The sequence below is a fragment of the Chryseobacterium gossypii genome (assembly GCF_041361455.1).
In the GTDB taxonomy this organism is placed as follows: domain Bacteria; phylum Bacteroidota; class Bacteroidia; order Flavobacteriales; family Weeksellaceae; genus Chryseobacterium; species Chryseobacterium gossypii.
Genome location: NZ_JBGCUR010000007.1, coordinates 1 through 14,060, shown reverse-complemented (window position 1 = coordinate 14,060; position 14,060 = coordinate 1). Strand labels below are relative to the sequence as shown.

Here is a 14,060-nt window from a genome sequence, read left to right as displayed (position 1 = left end):
TTTTATCGCACATTTAAGGTGGTTTAAAATAAAAAACATAAAAATTCGTTATCATTTTAAACACTAATAGCCAAAACACAATAAAGAAAAAACTTTATCCCTAACTTAATATTAGTGTGAATGAAAAAATTACTTTTACTCTTTAGCGTGCTGGTATTCGCTAATCTTTCGGCTCAGAAAAGAAATAAGGATTACAGTGACATTCTGAAAAGCAAAAATATTTTTGAGATCAATGCTTTCCTGAGAGATGCTCACCCCGATGATCCCCGCAGGTCAGTATTAAAGCCCAGAGTAATGGAAATGATGAAAGAGTATATCAAAAATGCTCACCCTGCGGATCAGAAAGTGAAACAAATGCAAGAATGGCTGGCTATGCTGAAAAGAAGACCTTCTACAAAGATTTCTTTTGAGGAGATGAATGCCATCATCAAGCAAAAACAGATCGCAAAATATAAAGCAGAACTGGCCGCAAAACAATCCACAGTGGTTTATACTCCAAGTAATCCACAAAATGCTATCGTTGTCAATACGGCTTCCAATGTTGCTGCCATCCCCGATGCTGAAGCAGAAGAATTTAATATGCTGATGACGGTTTCCCCGGTAGAGCACAAAAACAAAACCGTGCAAATCCTGAACTCCCTTTTTGATAATGACCCGATGAGCAAAGAATGTATCGTTCTTATCGAAAACAAATCGGATTGCAACATTATCGTAAGAATGGAAGGCGTAGGTACTATCAAATACAGACTGCCTGTGCCGGCACATGGAGACAATTCCATTGTTGTACAGAAAGGAGACTATCTTTTTACCAGTATTGTCTGCGGAGCCCAGTATGCCTCCCAGAAAACCATTCAAAAACCTATTATGGTGGCATTGGGAAGCTCTGTAAAATAATCTTATACAGAGATCTATTTTTACCCCGGAACGGTACCATCTGATAAATTTTGCTATTTTTGCAGGATTTTAAATATCTCATGGGAAAGAATAAATTAGCAAGATTCGCAGAAAATAAAATATTACCGAACGTAATTCAGCCTACAAGAGAAGAGGCCTTAAGTGGTTTCAGACTTAAAGGGAAATGGAGGACAGATTTTTTTAAGAATGCCAACCCCATCGTTCTTGAACTGGGCTGTGGCAAAGGTGAATATTCCGTAGGGCTTGCCAAGGCATTCCCGGAAAAAAACTTTATAGGCATTGATATCAAAGGAGCAAGATTCTGGTTTGGTGCCAAGGAGGCTGTTCAGAACAATATGGGAAATGTAGCATTCCTGAGGACACAGATCGAGCTGGTAGATTATTTTTTTGCAGAAAATGAAGTCGACGAAATCTGGATTACGTTCCCTGATCCGCAGATTAAATATAAACGAACCAAACACAGGCTTACCCATCCCGACTTTCTGAACCGCTATAAAAAATTCCTGAAGCCGGGCGGGATTATTCATTTAAAAACCGATTCCGAGTTTTTACACGGATATACCCTCGGTTTGCTACAAGGCCTGGGCTACGAGATCCTTACTGCTCACCATGACATCTACGGGGCTCCGGAATATGACCCCAATACTGAACATCTGAGAGATATCAAAACCTATTATGAAGAACTTTTTTCCGCAAAAGGAAAAACCATTACCTATATCAAGTTTAGAATAAATTAACAGCACAACCGATGAAAAAAATTCCCTCATTCCCAAAAAACACGTCATAGCTGATGCCTTTCAGGTGATGGTATATCACTATATCCGGCCGTAATTATAATATTACAGCTGTGCTTTTATATTTCCCTCAACACAAATACACGAAAAAAATATCAAAACACATATTGAGAAAAACCTATCTCATTGCCTTATTATTGGAGGTCATTCTTTCCGGCTACGTCCAGGCTCAAAAAAGCAGCCGGAATATTTTAAAAAGTACAAATATTGGAGAGATTGAAGAATACCTCAGGACTGCTCATCTTGAAGATCCTAAAAGAAGCGTACTGAAGCCTAAACTTATCGCTTTAAAAAATGAAGAATGGACAAAGGGCAGAAAAGAGGCCAAACCTATGGAAGCGAGACCCGTTGTTACCGATATTTCCGGCAGAATAGCGGGTGATCCCCGGGAAGTAGAAGAATTTAAACGGCTGATTGCTGAAACGTCCAGTGAGCATAAAGATAAAACAGTTCACCTTTTAAATAAGATGTTCGACCAGGATCTCAGTAACAAAGAAGCTATATTACTGGTGAAAAACAATTCTGACTGCAATCTGATCATAAGAATCCTGGGGAATAAATTATATAACCTGCCCATTCCGGCCGGAGCAGAAAACTTTATCGTCATAGATAAAGGTTTCTATAAGCTGACCGGCAATGTTTGTAATGCACCATATACTTCCCAGAAAGAGATTAAAAATAATATTTTTATTACGATAAATAATCCTGAAGATCCAAAAAATAAAAACAATGGCTTCAAATAAAAGTAAAAATTTTAAATTTATGCCGTCAAAAACAAAGGCATGAAAAATTTAGTATCATTATCAGGCCTACTGATGGTATTGGTTAGCTGCAGCAGCCTGAGCAATAATTCAAATTATCCGGTCAGGCGAACCTATCCCGGTGCTACCCCCCATGCTCCTTCTGCCATAAATACTGAAAAGGAATATAATGATCTTTTAAAGACCTATAAACCTGAAACGGCAGAAGTGCTTACCGATCTGCTGAACAGTTCCTCAAACAGCCCGAGAACTTCTATTTCCGTGCAAAACAAATCCAGATGCAATATGGTACTTACCGTAAGTGGAAACAATTTTTATAAGAAAATTCCTATCGGTGCCGGAAAAATAGGGTACACCATGGTTCAGAAGAACCAGAGCTACAAACTTTCCGGAATGGTCTGCAGATCAACATACCAGAGCACAAAATTTATTACCGATTCCTACGCAATTACGCTTTCAGATAAATAACTACGCCGCCGGATAAATCCGGCGGCGTAGTTCAAATACGGGCTCATTAATCAGCTTTTCACAACCCATAATGGGAAAAACAAAAGAGGCTGTCTCAAAAGTACCCCCTCTCTCGGACTCCTGTCTGACAACTTTTGTCATTTAAGAGATTCTCAGAGCGTTAATTTACCTTTTGAGACAGCCTCTTTATATTATTATAAAGACAGATCCTTATTATTCTGCATCGAAATCAGCATCTGTATCAGCAGATACTTTTTCTCCTTCTTCTTTGGATTTTTCCTTATCAGCTTTTCTTTGAGATTGTCCTTCCTTGATAGCTTCAGAAACAACGCTTAAAATCATATCAATAGATTTAGAGGCGTCATCATTTCCAGGAATAACGAAGTCTACTTTTCTAGGATCGGAGTTGGTATCAACGATACCGAAAACCGGAATACCTAATTTCTTAGCTTCAGTTACAGCAATGTGCTCTCTTAGAATATCCACTACAAATACTGCAGAAGGAAGACGAACCATGTCTGCGATAGATCCCAAGTTTTTCTCTAGGTTTGCTCTTTGTCTGTCTACCTGAAGTCTTTCTTTTTTAGATAAAGTTTCGAACGTACCGTCTTTTTTCATTTTATCGATAGCGTTCATTTTCTTAACAGCCTTTCTGATAGTAACGAAGTTCGTTAGCATACCACCTGGCCATCTTTCTGTAATATAAGGCATGTTAAGTTCCTGTGCGTGCTTGGCAACAACCTCTTTGGCCTGCTTTTTAGTCGCTACAAATAAAACTTTTTTACCTGCAGAAGTTAACTTTTCTAAAGCATTACAAGCTTCATCCAATTTAACTGCTGTTTTATGTAAATCTACGATGTGAATACCGTTTTTCTCCATAAAGATGTATGGAGCCATATTTGGATTCCACTTTCTGGTCATGTGACCGAAGTGTACACCAGCCTCTAAAAGGTCTTTTACATTTGCTTTTGCCATGTCTTTGTTTTTTGTTAGTTTACTTTCCGCTTTTTAGGCAATCAACAACTTCTTTAGATGGGAGAAGTGTTTGGATGCTAAACGTAACGGGCAATTTTTTTGCTTTAAGCTTTAGGCATTAAGCGGTAAGCTTTGAAGCGGATTAAAAATTTTAATAAGTTTTTAAAAAGCTTATTGCATATTGCTTTAAGCCTATTGCAATTCTTAACGTTTTGAGAACTGGAATCTCTTTCTTGCTTTCTTCTGACCTGGTTTCTTTCTTTCCACCATTCTTGCATCTCTCGTAAGTAAACCGGCAGGCTTCAATGTCGCTCTGAACTCAGCATTGATTTCGCATAAAGCTCTTGAAACCCCTAATCTGATAGCTTCTGCCTGTCCTGTATTCCCTCCACCGAAAACATTTACGGTAACGTCATACTGACCTGCAGTTTCAGTAAGGATAAACGGTTGGTTTAATTTATAAACCATTACATCTGTAGAAAAATATTCTTTAGCATCTTTACCGTTTACTGTAATGTTACCAGAACCTGGCTTTACATAAACTCTTGCTACAGAAGTTTTTCTTCTACCAATTTTATGAACTGTAGACATATTAATTATTTAAATTCGTTAATATTAATTGTTTTAGGCTGTTGAGCTTCATGCTTATGCTCAGTTCCCTCATATAAATAAAGGTTCTTCAATAAAGCAGCTCCCAATCTGTTCTTAGGTAACATCCCTTTTACAGATTTTTCCAATACTTTCAAAGAATCTTTCTTTTGAAGTTCAGCCGCAGTCATAGACTTTTGACCTCCAGGATAGCCTGTATGCCAGATATAAGTCTTGTCAGCCCATTTGTTTCCGGAAAGTGTAATTTTCCCTGCATTCAAAACAATTACGTTATCACCACAATCTACGTGGGGTGTAAAGTTAGTTTTGTGCTTACCTCTCAAAATCTTTGCAACCTGAGAAGCTAATCTTCCCAACGGTTGTCCTTCAGCGTCTACCACAACCCATTCTTTATTAGCAGTAGCTTTATTCGCTGAAACAGTTTTGTAACTTAATGTATTCACACGTTTTAGTTAAAGATTAAACATAATTTTCCCTTTAAGGATGCGCAAAGGTACGAATAATTTTTGTAATGAGAAAAACTTATTTGATTTATGTACAATAACAGCCTGTACAGGCTAACAGATTTTATCTATAAAAATTATTCCTGGCATAAATATTGTAAAATGATTTTTGATGAAAAAAAAGTTTTAGAAGATTCTAAAAACACGAGTGATAAAGTAATGAGTTTGGTTCTCTCCAACTCTTACTTTATTAACTTTCTTAAAAACTTCCGCAGTTCTGCCAGATAGCATTATTTAATTTCTTAAAATGCAGTTTCATATTATTTAATTTCAAAGATTATTTTCATCTTAAGAAATAATTATATTTGCTCAAAATCTTAAAAACAACTATGAGCCACGGAAAATTAAGAGAAGATAAGACGTGCTTAAATTGCGGACACGTAGTAGACGAAAGATTCTGTACCCACTGCGGGCAGGAGAACACCGAAACCAGACAGCCTTTCTATTACCTTTTCACCCATTTCATAGAAGATTTTACGCATTATGACGGGCAGTTCTGGCAAACCATAAAAAACCTCCTCTTCAAACCCGGAAGGCTCACCAGAGAATACCTGGCCGGGAAAAGACAAATGTACGTTGCCCCCGTAAAGCTGTATATATTCGTAAGCTTCATTACATTTTTTGTTCCTGCCATTTTTCCCGAACTCAATTCAGACAGGGATACTGATGAAGCCCATGTTTCTACAACTCAAGAGGAAGAAGAAAAGAAACAAAAGATCCTTGTAGCAAAAAATCTGAAAAAAGCTCTTGGAACAGAGAATGATTCCATGATATACAGACGTATACAGGAAGAAATTGAATCACAGGAAGATTCAAAGGAATCCGCAATAGCCTCATCCGGAGACAAAATATTTATACTGGGAGCAAAAAACATGAAGCAATACGACTCTTTACAGAAAGCAACAGGAAAAGATAAGCTTTATACAGCCCTGAGGCCCTATGCCGAAAAGACTTTTCATCTTCAGGAAAAAGGAATGAGTAAAGATGAGATCAATAACCGGTTTAAAGAGACCTTTGTTCATACGTTACCCAAGGCCCTCTTCATCTATCTGCCAATATTTGCCTTCTTCCTGTGGTTATTCCATAATAAAAAGAAATGGTGGTATTTTGACCATGGGATCTTTACCCTGCATTATTTCTCATTCCTGCTTCTGGGTACGCTTATATTTATTTTAGGTGAAAGAATCACCGCTGTACTGCCTGACAATACCCTCTTGAAATTGATATTTGCCCTGGCTTCTACCGCTTTGTTTTTCTATATGTGCATTTACTTTTTCGTGGCGCATCACAGAGTATACGAAACCAGAAAGAGGATGAGCATTTTAAAAGGTTCTCTCCTGTTCATCGTAAACTTTATCGGCCTGCTTGCGATGTTTATATTACTGATCTATGCAAGCTTTTTTATGCTGCATTAATTACGCAACGATTTACTTCCTCTAAAGCTCGCGATCAGATAATAGGCGACAAAAACCGTAGAAAATTTCAATACTGAAGGGATCGCCCGTTCAAGATCAAAGATCAGGGTTCCTGCCAGTACCAGAATTCCCATTGCTACAAATGACAGCCCTAATTTTTGAGGCAGGGTGAAGTTTGGCGTATCCAGGTAATACGCAATTCCCCAGGCAAAGCCAAAGGCTATTGCATAATATACGTCAAGACCGATATTTTCACTGCTCAGAAAAAAATAATTGATAAGGAAACTTACCATTGTTCCCAATATGAAATAAATTAAAGCTTTTTGCATTTTAGTAAATAATAACACAAAAGTAGACAAATTCCCTGTTATTTCTAACAGATGTTCGTTCAGCGGGAAGATCCGGTATCTGAAAAATCAACAAGACACTTTAAACCAGATATTTAGCCATCAAACAAGGGTTCCTATTTTATTATTATATTTGGAGATTCAGAAATTTTCTAATTTTTTATGGAAACCCAAAAATATACTCCTAAAAACAAAGTAAGAATTGTAACAGCAGCGTCGTTATTTGACGGTCATGATGCTGCCATTAATATTATGCGTCGTGTAATTCAGGGAACCGGATGCGAAGTAATCCACCTTGGCCACGACAAATCAGCAGAGGAAGTTGTAAATACAGCGATTCAGGAAGATGCCAATGCCATTGCCCTAACCTCATATCAGGGTGGGCACAATGAATATTTTAAGTATATCTACGATCTTTTAAGAGAGAAAAATTCGCCCCAGATTAAAATCTTCGGTGGCGGAGGAGGAGTGATACTACCCGAAGAAATCAAAGACCTTATGTCTTATGGAATCGACAGGATCTATTCTCCTGATGATGGCCGTGAACTTGGTCTTCAGGGAATGATTGATGATCTTGTTCAAAGATCAGATTTTGCAACAGGCAGAGATGTAACGGCTAAAGACCTGGATTCCATCCGGTTTGAGAATCCGTCAAGTATTGCCCAGATTATTTCAGCAGTGGAAAATTTCTCGGAAGAAAAACCTGAGCTGGTAAAAGCTATTGATGAAAAATCAAAAGACTTGCATATCCCGATCATTGGGATCACCGGTACCGGAGGTGCAGGAAAATCTTCTTTAACGGACGAGCTGGTAAGGCGTTTTTTACGATCAAATACCGATAAAAAAATTGCCATTATCTCTATCGATCCTTCAAAAAAGAAAACAGGCGGAGCCCTGCTAGGTGACAGAATCCGTATGAACGCGATCAATGACCCAAGGGTGTACATGCGTTCAATGGCTACAAGAGAGAACAATGTTTCCGTATCTCCCTTTATTCACTCCGCTCTAAATGTTTTAAAGCTGGCACATCCTGATGTAATCATCCTGGAAACTTCAGGGATCGGCCAGTCCGGATCAGAAGTATCGGATTTCGCAGATATCTCCATGTATGTAATGACTCCGGAATATGGAGCTTCCACACAGCTTGAGAAAATAGACATGCTGGATTACGCTGATCTTGTAGCATTGAACAAATCTGATAAACGCGGGGCTTTGGATGCGCTTCAGGCGGTGAGAAAACAGTTCCAGAGAAACCATCATTTATGGGACAGCCAGCTCGAGGAAATGCCGGTCTTTGCAACAAAGGCATCCCAGTTCAATGACCATGGGACAACAGAGCTCTACAACAGGCTGGTTTCAAAAATAAACGAGAAGTTTTCAGGCCTGGGCTTAAAAACTTTTGCAGAACAGGAAATCACAGAAGAAGTTACGATCATTCCTCCGAAAAGGGTTCGCTATCTGTCCGAAATTGTTGAAAATAACAAGCAATATGACGCCACAGTAGAAAGGCAGGCTGAGCTCGCCAGAAAAATGTATCATATTGAAGGCATAAAAAACATCATATCCAATGAAGTTCTTGAAGCGGAATATCAGAAAGCGGAAAAAGAGCTTCAGCAGGATAATATTGATTTCCTGAAGACTTGGGAAGACACTAAAAAAGCTTTCCAGGCCGAGTTTTATTCTTATTTCGTACGTGGGAAGGAAATTAAAGTGGAAACCTCAACAGAATCCCTGTCCCATTTAAGGATCCCGAAAATAGCATTACCCAAATACCATGACTGGGGTGACCTGATCAAATGGAAAGGACAGGAGAATCTTCCGGGAAGCTTTCCTTATACCGCCGGGATCTATCCGTTCAAGAGAACCGGGGAGGATCCTACCAGAATGTTTGCCGGAGAAGGCGGCCCTGAAAGAACAAACAGAAGATTCCATTATGTTTCTGCGGAAATGCCGGCAAAACGTCTGTCTACGGCTTTCGATTCCGTAACCCTGTATGGGCAGGACCCAGCGCTACCACCGGATATTTACGGTAAAATCGGAAATGCGGGGGTTTCCATTGCTACTTTGGATGATGCGAAAAAACTGTATTCCGGATTTGACCTGGTCAATGCCCTGACTTCGGTTTCAATGACGATCAACGGGCCTGCGCCTATGCTGTTGGCCTTCTTTATGAACGCTGCTATTGATCAGAATGTTGAAAAATATATTGTTGAGAATAAGCTTGAAGCCAAAGTGGAAGCAGCTTTAAAAGCTAAGTTTGATGATAAGGGTCTGGAAAGGCCGAAATATAACGGAGAACTTCCTCCTTCCAATAACGGCTTGGGATTAAAGCTCCTGGGAATTACCGGGGATGAAATACTCCCGAAAGAGGTGTATGAGGAGATCAAGGCAAAAACCATTTCAACAGTACGTGGTACTGTTCAGGCAGATATCCTGAAGGAAGATCAGGCACAGAATACCTGCATCTTTTCTACGGAATTTGCCCTCCGTTTAATGGGTGACGTTCAGGAATACTTCATTAAGGAGAAGGTCAGGAACTTCTATTCTGTTTCTATCTCCGGATATCATATCGCCGAAGCCGGCGCCAATCCTATCTCGCAATTGGCATTTACACTGGCCAACGGATTCACCTATGTGGAATATTACCTGAGCCGTGGTATGAATATCAATGATTTTGCACCTAACTTGTCATTCTTCTTCTCAAATGGTATTGACCCGGAGTATGCTGTAATCGGACGTGTGGCAAGAAGAATCTGGGCAAAAGCCATGAAATTCAAATACGGAGCCGATGAAAGGAGCCAGATGCTGAAATACCATATTCAAACATCCGGACGTTCCCTTCATGCCCAGGAAATTGATTTTAACGATATCAGAACCACGCTTCAGGCATTGTATGCCATTTATGACAACTGCAACTCTCTTCATACCAATGCTTATGATGAAGCCATTACAACCCCGACCGAGGAGTCTGTAAGAAGGGCAATGGCCATACAGTTGATCATTAATAAAGAACTTGGTTTGGCGAAAAATGAGAATCCACTACAGGGATCATTCATTATTGAGGAATTAACGGATCTGGTAGAGGAAGCCGTTTATGCAGAATTTGACAGGATTACGGAAAGAGGAGGTGTCCTCGGAGCTATGGAAACAATGTATCAGCGTTCCAAGATCCAGGAAGAATCGATGTATTATGAATGGCTGAAGCATACCGGTGAATATCCGATCATCGGGGTAAATACTTTCCTTGGAAAAGATGGCTCGCCTACGGTACTTCCGGGAGAGGTCATCCGTTCTACCGAGGAAGAAAAGCAGGCCCAGATCAGTGCTCTCCATAATTTCCAGAAAGCTAATGAGGGAAGATCTGAAGAGGCTCTGAAACAACTTCAGCACGCGGCCATCAATCAGCAGAACTTATTCGAAGTGATGATGGAAGCCGTAAAATATTGTTCTTTAGGACAGATCACCAATGCTTTGTTCGAAGTAGGCGGCAAATACAGGAGAAATATGTAATTGGCCGATCACATGATATGAGCTGCCTGCTTGCGGGCAGCTTTTTTTAAACATAACTATTTACAATAAAATATGATGAAAAATAAATTAAAAAAGATAGGGCTGCTCATTGCCGTAGGACTGTTCGGAATCACAGCTGCCCAGAAACGCATCGAAGATTTTTCCATAAGCATGCCGGATCAAAAGCTGGAAAAAAGCTACTACAAAACCATTAAACTTGTGGATGCCCGCATTGACACTACCTCGCTGGGAATTGTTCAGAAGGGCGCATTCAACACAAAAGCCAGGGTCGTTCCCACAACAAGTCTCGCCAGTCAGTTCCAGAACCTTCTGGATCATATCAATGGGAGCAATGCCGAAGAAGGAGCAATTGTAATGTATCTGAAACAATTATACTTTGCGGAGCTTACCGGAGCGTTCAGTGAACATGGATACTGTTATTTCCAGGCGTTCCTGTTTGCCAGGAATGACGACGGCACTTATTCCTATCTTGATAAAATAGACTCGGTCATCGACCATTCGTCACTAGACGTAACCAAGGCGACAATGCGAAAGGGAAGCGAAATGGTAAGCAATTTCATCAGCAAAAACATCTCTAAAAAAGCTGAGACCACAGATCATTATACTTTTGAGGATATAAAAAACTTTGATGATATTGAAAAGCAGAAACTCAGCCTTTATAACACCACAGAACTAAAAGAAGGATTGTATAGAAGCTATAACTCTTTTAAAGACCAGCAGCCCGAAAAGGGGATCAGCAATGTAAAGTTCTATGGAAAATCCTCTAAGAAGATCATCAAGATTTATGAGATGGTAGATGGTAAAGAAAAAGAAATCAAAAGAGAAGATCCCTATGCTATTGTTTACAAAGGCTCACCATACATATATGTCCCTGTAGAAAATCTCTTTGCCAAGGCAGAAAAGATAGATAATGATTTTTATTTTACCGGCAAAATAAAATCTACTGCCCAAACGGGAAATGTGATAATGGCATCTGCCTTTTTCGGGATCATCGGAGGGCTGATCGCTTCCAGCCCTGCTTCCACTTCATTTGAATTAAAGATCGATTATTTGAACGGCGGGTTTATACCTCTTAAAGAAATTGACAGATAATAAAAAACGGCACAAATTTGTGCCGTTAATCATTATGCTTCATTTTACGGATCAGCACCTATTAATAATCTAACTACATCCCTATTAACAGCATCTAAATTATAAATGAAACCAAAGGCTATATTCAACTGGAGCAGTGGAAAAGATTCCGCTCTTTCATTGTATAAGATCCTAAAGCAGGATGATATTGAAGTTTCCGCTCTTCTGACAAGCATTAACAAGGAATACCGCCGCATTTCGATGCATGGGGTTCCTGACACACTTCTTGAACGGCAGGCCGAAAGCCTCGGTATTCCCCTGATCAAAATGGAGCTACCCAAAGCACCTACTATGGAAGAATACCGTGAAATAATGAGCCGGACAATGACCGGAATAAAATCACAGGGGATTACCCATTCTGTTTTCGGGGATATCTTCCTTGAAGACCTGCGCAGGTACCGTGAAGAACAGTTGAGCACCATTGGAATAAAAGCCATTTTCCCGCTCTGGAAACAAAATACGACTGATCTTATTCATGAATTTCTGGATCTTGGATTCAAAACTATTGTTACCTGTGTCAATGAAACCTATCTTGATCAAAGCTTCGCCGGAAGGGTTATAGACAGGGACTTTATTGCCGATCTGCCGGCCAATGTCGACCCTTGTGGTGAAAACGGAGAATTTCATACCTTTACTTTTGATGGTCCTATTTTCAAGTCTCCGGTTAAGTTTGAAATTGGAGATATTGTGAAAAAGACGTATCCGAAACCCAAAACTGGGGACGAAGAAGAGGGAGAATATGTATTCTGGTTTTGTGACCTGATTCCGGAATCAACAGTATAAACACACATTTCAAAATGAATTGCCATCAATACAGAAGATCCTTATGACCATAAACAAACCTGGATTTTTTGTTTTCATTCTTTTTGATTATTTTTAGCATATACTTATCACAAAATGCTGAAAAAATTCAATCAATATCTGATTGTGGCCATCTTGATCTGTTTAACATCCTGTGAAAACAAACCCATTCCGGTAAAGACAGATAATAAAAACAAAGTTATAGATTCCACAATTGCCGCTTTTGAAAAAAAGCTCCTGGAGCAGCAGATAGATTCTGCTTTTCAAAAATATGACTTTAACGGAAGTGTTGCTATCTTCAAAGATTCAATAAAGCTGTATCAAAAGGAAAACGGATTTTCTGATTTTAAAAATAAAACAGCCATTGACAGCAATACTATTTTTGCCATAGGATCAGTGAGCAAGCAGTTTACAGCTGTCCTGGTCTTGCGTCAGATGGAACAGGGAAAGCTTCACCTTAATGATCCTGCATCCAAATACCTGAGGGAATTTGGAACCGCGGAGTATAAGAACATCACCATTCATCAGCTTTTAAATCATACTTCAGGACTGAATGTTTTAGGCAGCAAACTGATGTTTAAAAGCGGGTCGGGATTCTTTTATTCCAACGACGGGTTCAATGCCTTAGGACGGATTATTGAAAAAGTTTCCGGAAAAAGCTATGATGAAAATGCCATGGAGCTCTTCAAAGAGGTAGGGATGATCAATTCTTCCACCGGAAATTTATTCCAGGGGACAAATTTTGCGGGAGCTTATCTTCGGGATAATAAAGAGTTCGAAAAAGTTCAGGGGATGCCGGAAAGATTGAACAATAAAGACATCGGAATTCCTGCCGGGGGTATTCTTTCTACCGTTTACGATCTTCATGTATGGAATAATGCTTTATATGGCGGCAAAGTTTTAAAACCCCGGATCCTCAAACAATTTGTTTCTAAAAGTACGGAAAGGATACATCCCGTTTTTGGGAAAATGGGGTATGGCTACGGGATCATGCTGAGTCCGGGAAAGCCGACATCATATTTTCACAGCGGATATGTGAAAGGTTCAGCTTCCCTGAATGTTTATTATCCTGAAACAAAAACCTCTGTCATCGTTTTATCCAACGTTGCCGATGAAAAAAGCAAAGCTTCAACGTTCCGACCTCATCTTGAAGTAAAGAAAATTACAGATGCCATCGAAAACGCTGTTGCTGAGATGAAACCACAGATTAAGGTTATGGTTCAACAATAGTTTATGAAAAAGTTATATTTTATAGCCATCTATCCGCCCCGCCAAATCATTGATGAGATCAGGGTATTCAAACGGGATATGGCCTTGCATTATAATAATTCCAAAGCCTTGAAAAATGATGCCCATATTACGTTATTTCCTCCTTTTGCCAGAGAACCGGAGCTGGAAAATGATATTATTGAAGTATTCCAAAAGATCAATACAAACATGTCCCCTTTTGAAATTGTCCTAAACGGTTTCGGCAGCTTTCCCAACCCGAAGAATCCTGTAATTTTCGTGCAGCCTGAAAACAGTGAAAATCTTAAATTGCTATACAACCGGGTAAAAGAAAGATTCAGCTTTAATAAACATTCCTTTACTCCCCATATGACGGTAGGATATAGAAATTTAAGTTTTGAAAATTATCTTAAGGCATGGGAGATCTATAAAACAAAATCTTACAAAACTAAATTTTTAGTTGATAAAATCTTATTGCTTCGTCATGACGAAAACTGGATTCCTATAGCTGAAAAAAAATTAATCAATGCTTAATTAGGGTGAATCGGGGGGCGGGCCTTCGGCCCGCCCCCCGATTCACCCG

At 39.4% G+C, this 14,060-nt stretch carries 14 protein-coding genes; 10 read left to right on the top strand and 4 right to left on the bottom strand.

Annotation, left to right across the window (positions count from 1 at the left end; genetic code table 11):
* Window positions 1-120: 120 nt before the first annotated feature.
* The 4 genes from ABMQ40_RS05940 to ABMQ40_RS05925 all read left to right on the top strand — a co-directional run bounded on the left by ABMQ40_RS05940 (window position 121) and on the right by ABMQ40_RS05925 (window position 2,938).
* Window positions 121-894 (top strand): DUF6759 domain-containing protein, encoded by a 774-nt coding sequence (locus ABMQ40_RS05940; protein WP_370897541.1) that lies wholly within the window; start codon window positions 121-123, stop codon window positions 892-894.
* Between the two features lie 80 nt (window positions 895-974).
* The gene (gene trmB, locus ABMQ40_RS05935; RefSeq protein WP_370897539.1) at window positions 975-1,652 is read left to right on the top strand and encodes a tRNA (guanosine(46)-N7)-methyltransferase TrmB; all 678 of its coding nucleotides are present in this window, start codon (window positions 975-977) and stop codon (window positions 1,650-1,652) included.
* A gap of 164 nt (window positions 1,653-1,816) precedes the next feature.
* On the top strand, window positions 1,817-2,452 hold the full coding sequence (locus tag ABMQ40_RS05930; protein WP_370897537.1) for a DUF6759 domain-containing protein: 636 nt from the start codon (window positions 1,817-1,819) through the stop codon (window positions 2,450-2,452).
* A gap of 39 nt (window positions 2,453-2,491) precedes the next feature.
* Window positions 2,492-2,938 carry a DUF6759 domain-containing protein gene (locus tag ABMQ40_RS05925; protein WP_370897535.1) on the top strand — a complete coding sequence of 149 codons (447 nt, stop codon included), beginning with the start codon at window positions 2,492-2,494 and terminating at the stop codon, window positions 2,936-2,938.
* 213 nt (window positions 2,939-3,151) lie between these two features.
* Here ABMQ40_RS05925 and rpsB read toward each other — a convergent pair whose 3' ends face one another.
* The 3 genes from rpsB to rplM all read right to left on the bottom strand — a co-directional run bounded on the left by rpsB (window position 3,152) and on the right by rplM (window position 4,965).
* Window positions 3,152-3,913, bottom strand: coding sequence for a 30S ribosomal protein S2 (rpsB, locus tag ABMQ40_RS05920; RefSeq protein WP_370897533.1), 762 nt, complete (start codon window positions 3,911-3,913; stop codon window positions 3,152-3,154).
* 204 nt (window positions 3,914-4,117) lie between these two features.
* Window positions 4,118-4,504 (bottom strand): 30S ribosomal protein S9, encoded by a 387-nt coding sequence (rpsI, locus tag ABMQ40_RS05915; protein ID WP_370897531.1) that lies wholly within the window; start codon window positions 4,502-4,504, stop codon window positions 4,118-4,120.
* A 5-nt stretch (window positions 4,505-4,509) separates the two neighbouring features.
* Window positions 4,510-4,965, bottom strand: coding sequence for a 50S ribosomal protein L13 (gene rplM / locus ABMQ40_RS05910; protein ID WP_370897529.1), 456 nt, complete (start codon window positions 4,963-4,965; stop codon window positions 4,510-4,512).
* Window positions 4,966-5,354: 389 nt separating this feature from the next.
* Here rplM and ABMQ40_RS05905 point away from each other — a divergent pair, with 389 nt between their 5' ends.
* Complete coding sequence (locus ABMQ40_RS05905; protein WP_370897527.1) at window positions 5,355-6,440, top strand: DUF3667 domain-containing protein; 1,086 nt, start codon at window positions 5,355-5,357, stop codon at window positions 6,438-6,440.
* Here the strand turns inward: ABMQ40_RS05905 and ABMQ40_RS05900 are convergent.
* Window positions 6,437-6,769 carry a hypothetical protein gene (locus tag ABMQ40_RS05900; RefSeq protein WP_370897525.1) on the bottom strand — a complete coding sequence of 111 codons (333 nt, stop codon included), beginning with the start codon at window positions 6,767-6,769 and terminating at the stop codon, window positions 6,437-6,439. The two genes, ABMQ40_RS05905 and ABMQ40_RS05900, sit on opposite strands and share 4 nt — an antisense overlap.
* 180 nt (window positions 6,770-6,949) lie before the next feature.
* Here ABMQ40_RS05900 and ABMQ40_RS05895 point away from each other — a divergent pair, with 180 nt between their 5' ends.
* From ABMQ40_RS05895 to ABMQ40_RS05875, 5 genes are all read left to right on the top strand, one after another.
* Window positions 6,950-10,297, top strand: coding sequence for a methylmalonyl-CoA mutase family protein (locus ABMQ40_RS05895; RefSeq protein WP_370897523.1), 3,348 nt, complete (start codon window positions 6,950-6,952; stop codon window positions 10,295-10,297).
* Window positions 10,298-10,369: 72 nt separating this feature from the next.
* Complete coding sequence (locus ABMQ40_RS05890; RefSeq protein WP_370897521.1) at window positions 10,370-11,410, top strand: hypothetical protein; 1,041 nt, start codon at window positions 10,370-10,372, stop codon at window positions 11,408-11,410.
* A 105-nt stretch (window positions 11,411-11,515) separates the two neighbouring features.
* The gene (locus ABMQ40_RS05885; RefSeq protein ID WP_370897519.1) at window positions 11,516-12,232 is read left to right on the top strand and encodes a Dph6-related ATP pyrophosphatase; all 717 of its coding nucleotides are present in this window, start codon (window positions 11,516-11,518) and stop codon (window positions 12,230-12,232) included.
* Between the two features lie 114 nt (window positions 12,233-12,346).
* Window positions 12,347-13,480 carry a serine hydrolase domain-containing protein gene (locus tag ABMQ40_RS05880; RefSeq protein WP_370897517.1) on the top strand — a complete coding sequence of 378 codons (1,134 nt, stop codon included), beginning with the start codon at window positions 12,347-12,349 and terminating at the stop codon, window positions 13,478-13,480.
* A gap of 3 nt (window positions 13,481-13,483) precedes the next feature.
* Window positions 13,484-14,011, top strand: coding sequence for a 2'-5' RNA ligase family protein (locus ABMQ40_RS05875; protein WP_370897515.1), 528 nt, complete (start codon window positions 13,484-13,486; stop codon window positions 14,009-14,011).
* Window positions 14,012-14,060: the final 49 nt, after the last annotated feature.

Excerpts from the sequence above, each read along its gene's own strand:
- ABMQ40_RS05885 (WP_370897519.1), top strand. The coding sequence starts at position 11,516 with ATGAAACCAAAGGCTATATTCAACTGGAGCAGTGGAAAAGATTCCGCT.
- rpsB (WP_370897533.1), bottom strand. The coding sequence starts at position 3,913 with ATGGCAAAAGCAAATGTAAAAGACCTTTTAGAGGCTGGTGTACACTTC.
- ABMQ40_RS05925 (WP_370897535.1), top strand. The coding sequence starts at position 2,492 with ATGAAAAATTTAGTATCATTATCAGGCCTACTGATGGTATTGGTTAGC.
- ABMQ40_RS05890 (WP_370897521.1), top strand. The coding sequence starts at position 10,370 with ATGATGAAAAATAAATTAAAAAAGATAGGGCTGCTCATTGCCGTAGGA.
- ABMQ40_RS05905 (WP_370897527.1), top strand. The coding sequence starts at position 5,355 with ATGAGCCACGGAAAATTAAGAGAAGATAAGACGTGCTTAAATTGCGGA.
- rpsI (WP_370897531.1), bottom strand. The coding sequence starts at position 4,504 with ATGTCTACAGTTCATAAAATTGGTAGAAGAAAAACTTCTGTAGCAAGA.
- ABMQ40_RS05875 (WP_370897515.1), top strand. The coding sequence starts at position 13,484 with ATGAAAAAGTTATATTTTATAGCCATCTATCCGCCCCGCCAAATCATT.
- ABMQ40_RS05940 (WP_370897541.1), top strand. The coding sequence starts at position 121 with ATGAAAAAATTACTTTTACTCTTTAGCGTGCTGGTATTCGCTAATCTT.
- trmB (WP_370897539.1), top strand. The coding sequence starts at position 975 with ATGGGAAAGAATAAATTAGCAAGATTCGCAGAAAATAAAATATTACCG.
- ABMQ40_RS05900 (WP_370897525.1), bottom strand. The coding sequence starts at position 6,769 with ATGCAAAAAGCTTTAATTTATTTCATATTGGGAACAATGGTAAGTTTC.
- ABMQ40_RS05895 (WP_370897523.1), top strand. The coding sequence starts at position 6,950 with ATGGAAACCCAAAAATATACTCCTAAAAACAAAGTAAGAATTGTAACA.
- ABMQ40_RS05880 (WP_370897517.1), top strand. The coding sequence starts at position 12,347 with ATGCTGAAAAAATTCAATCAATATCTGATTGTGGCCATCTTGATCTGT.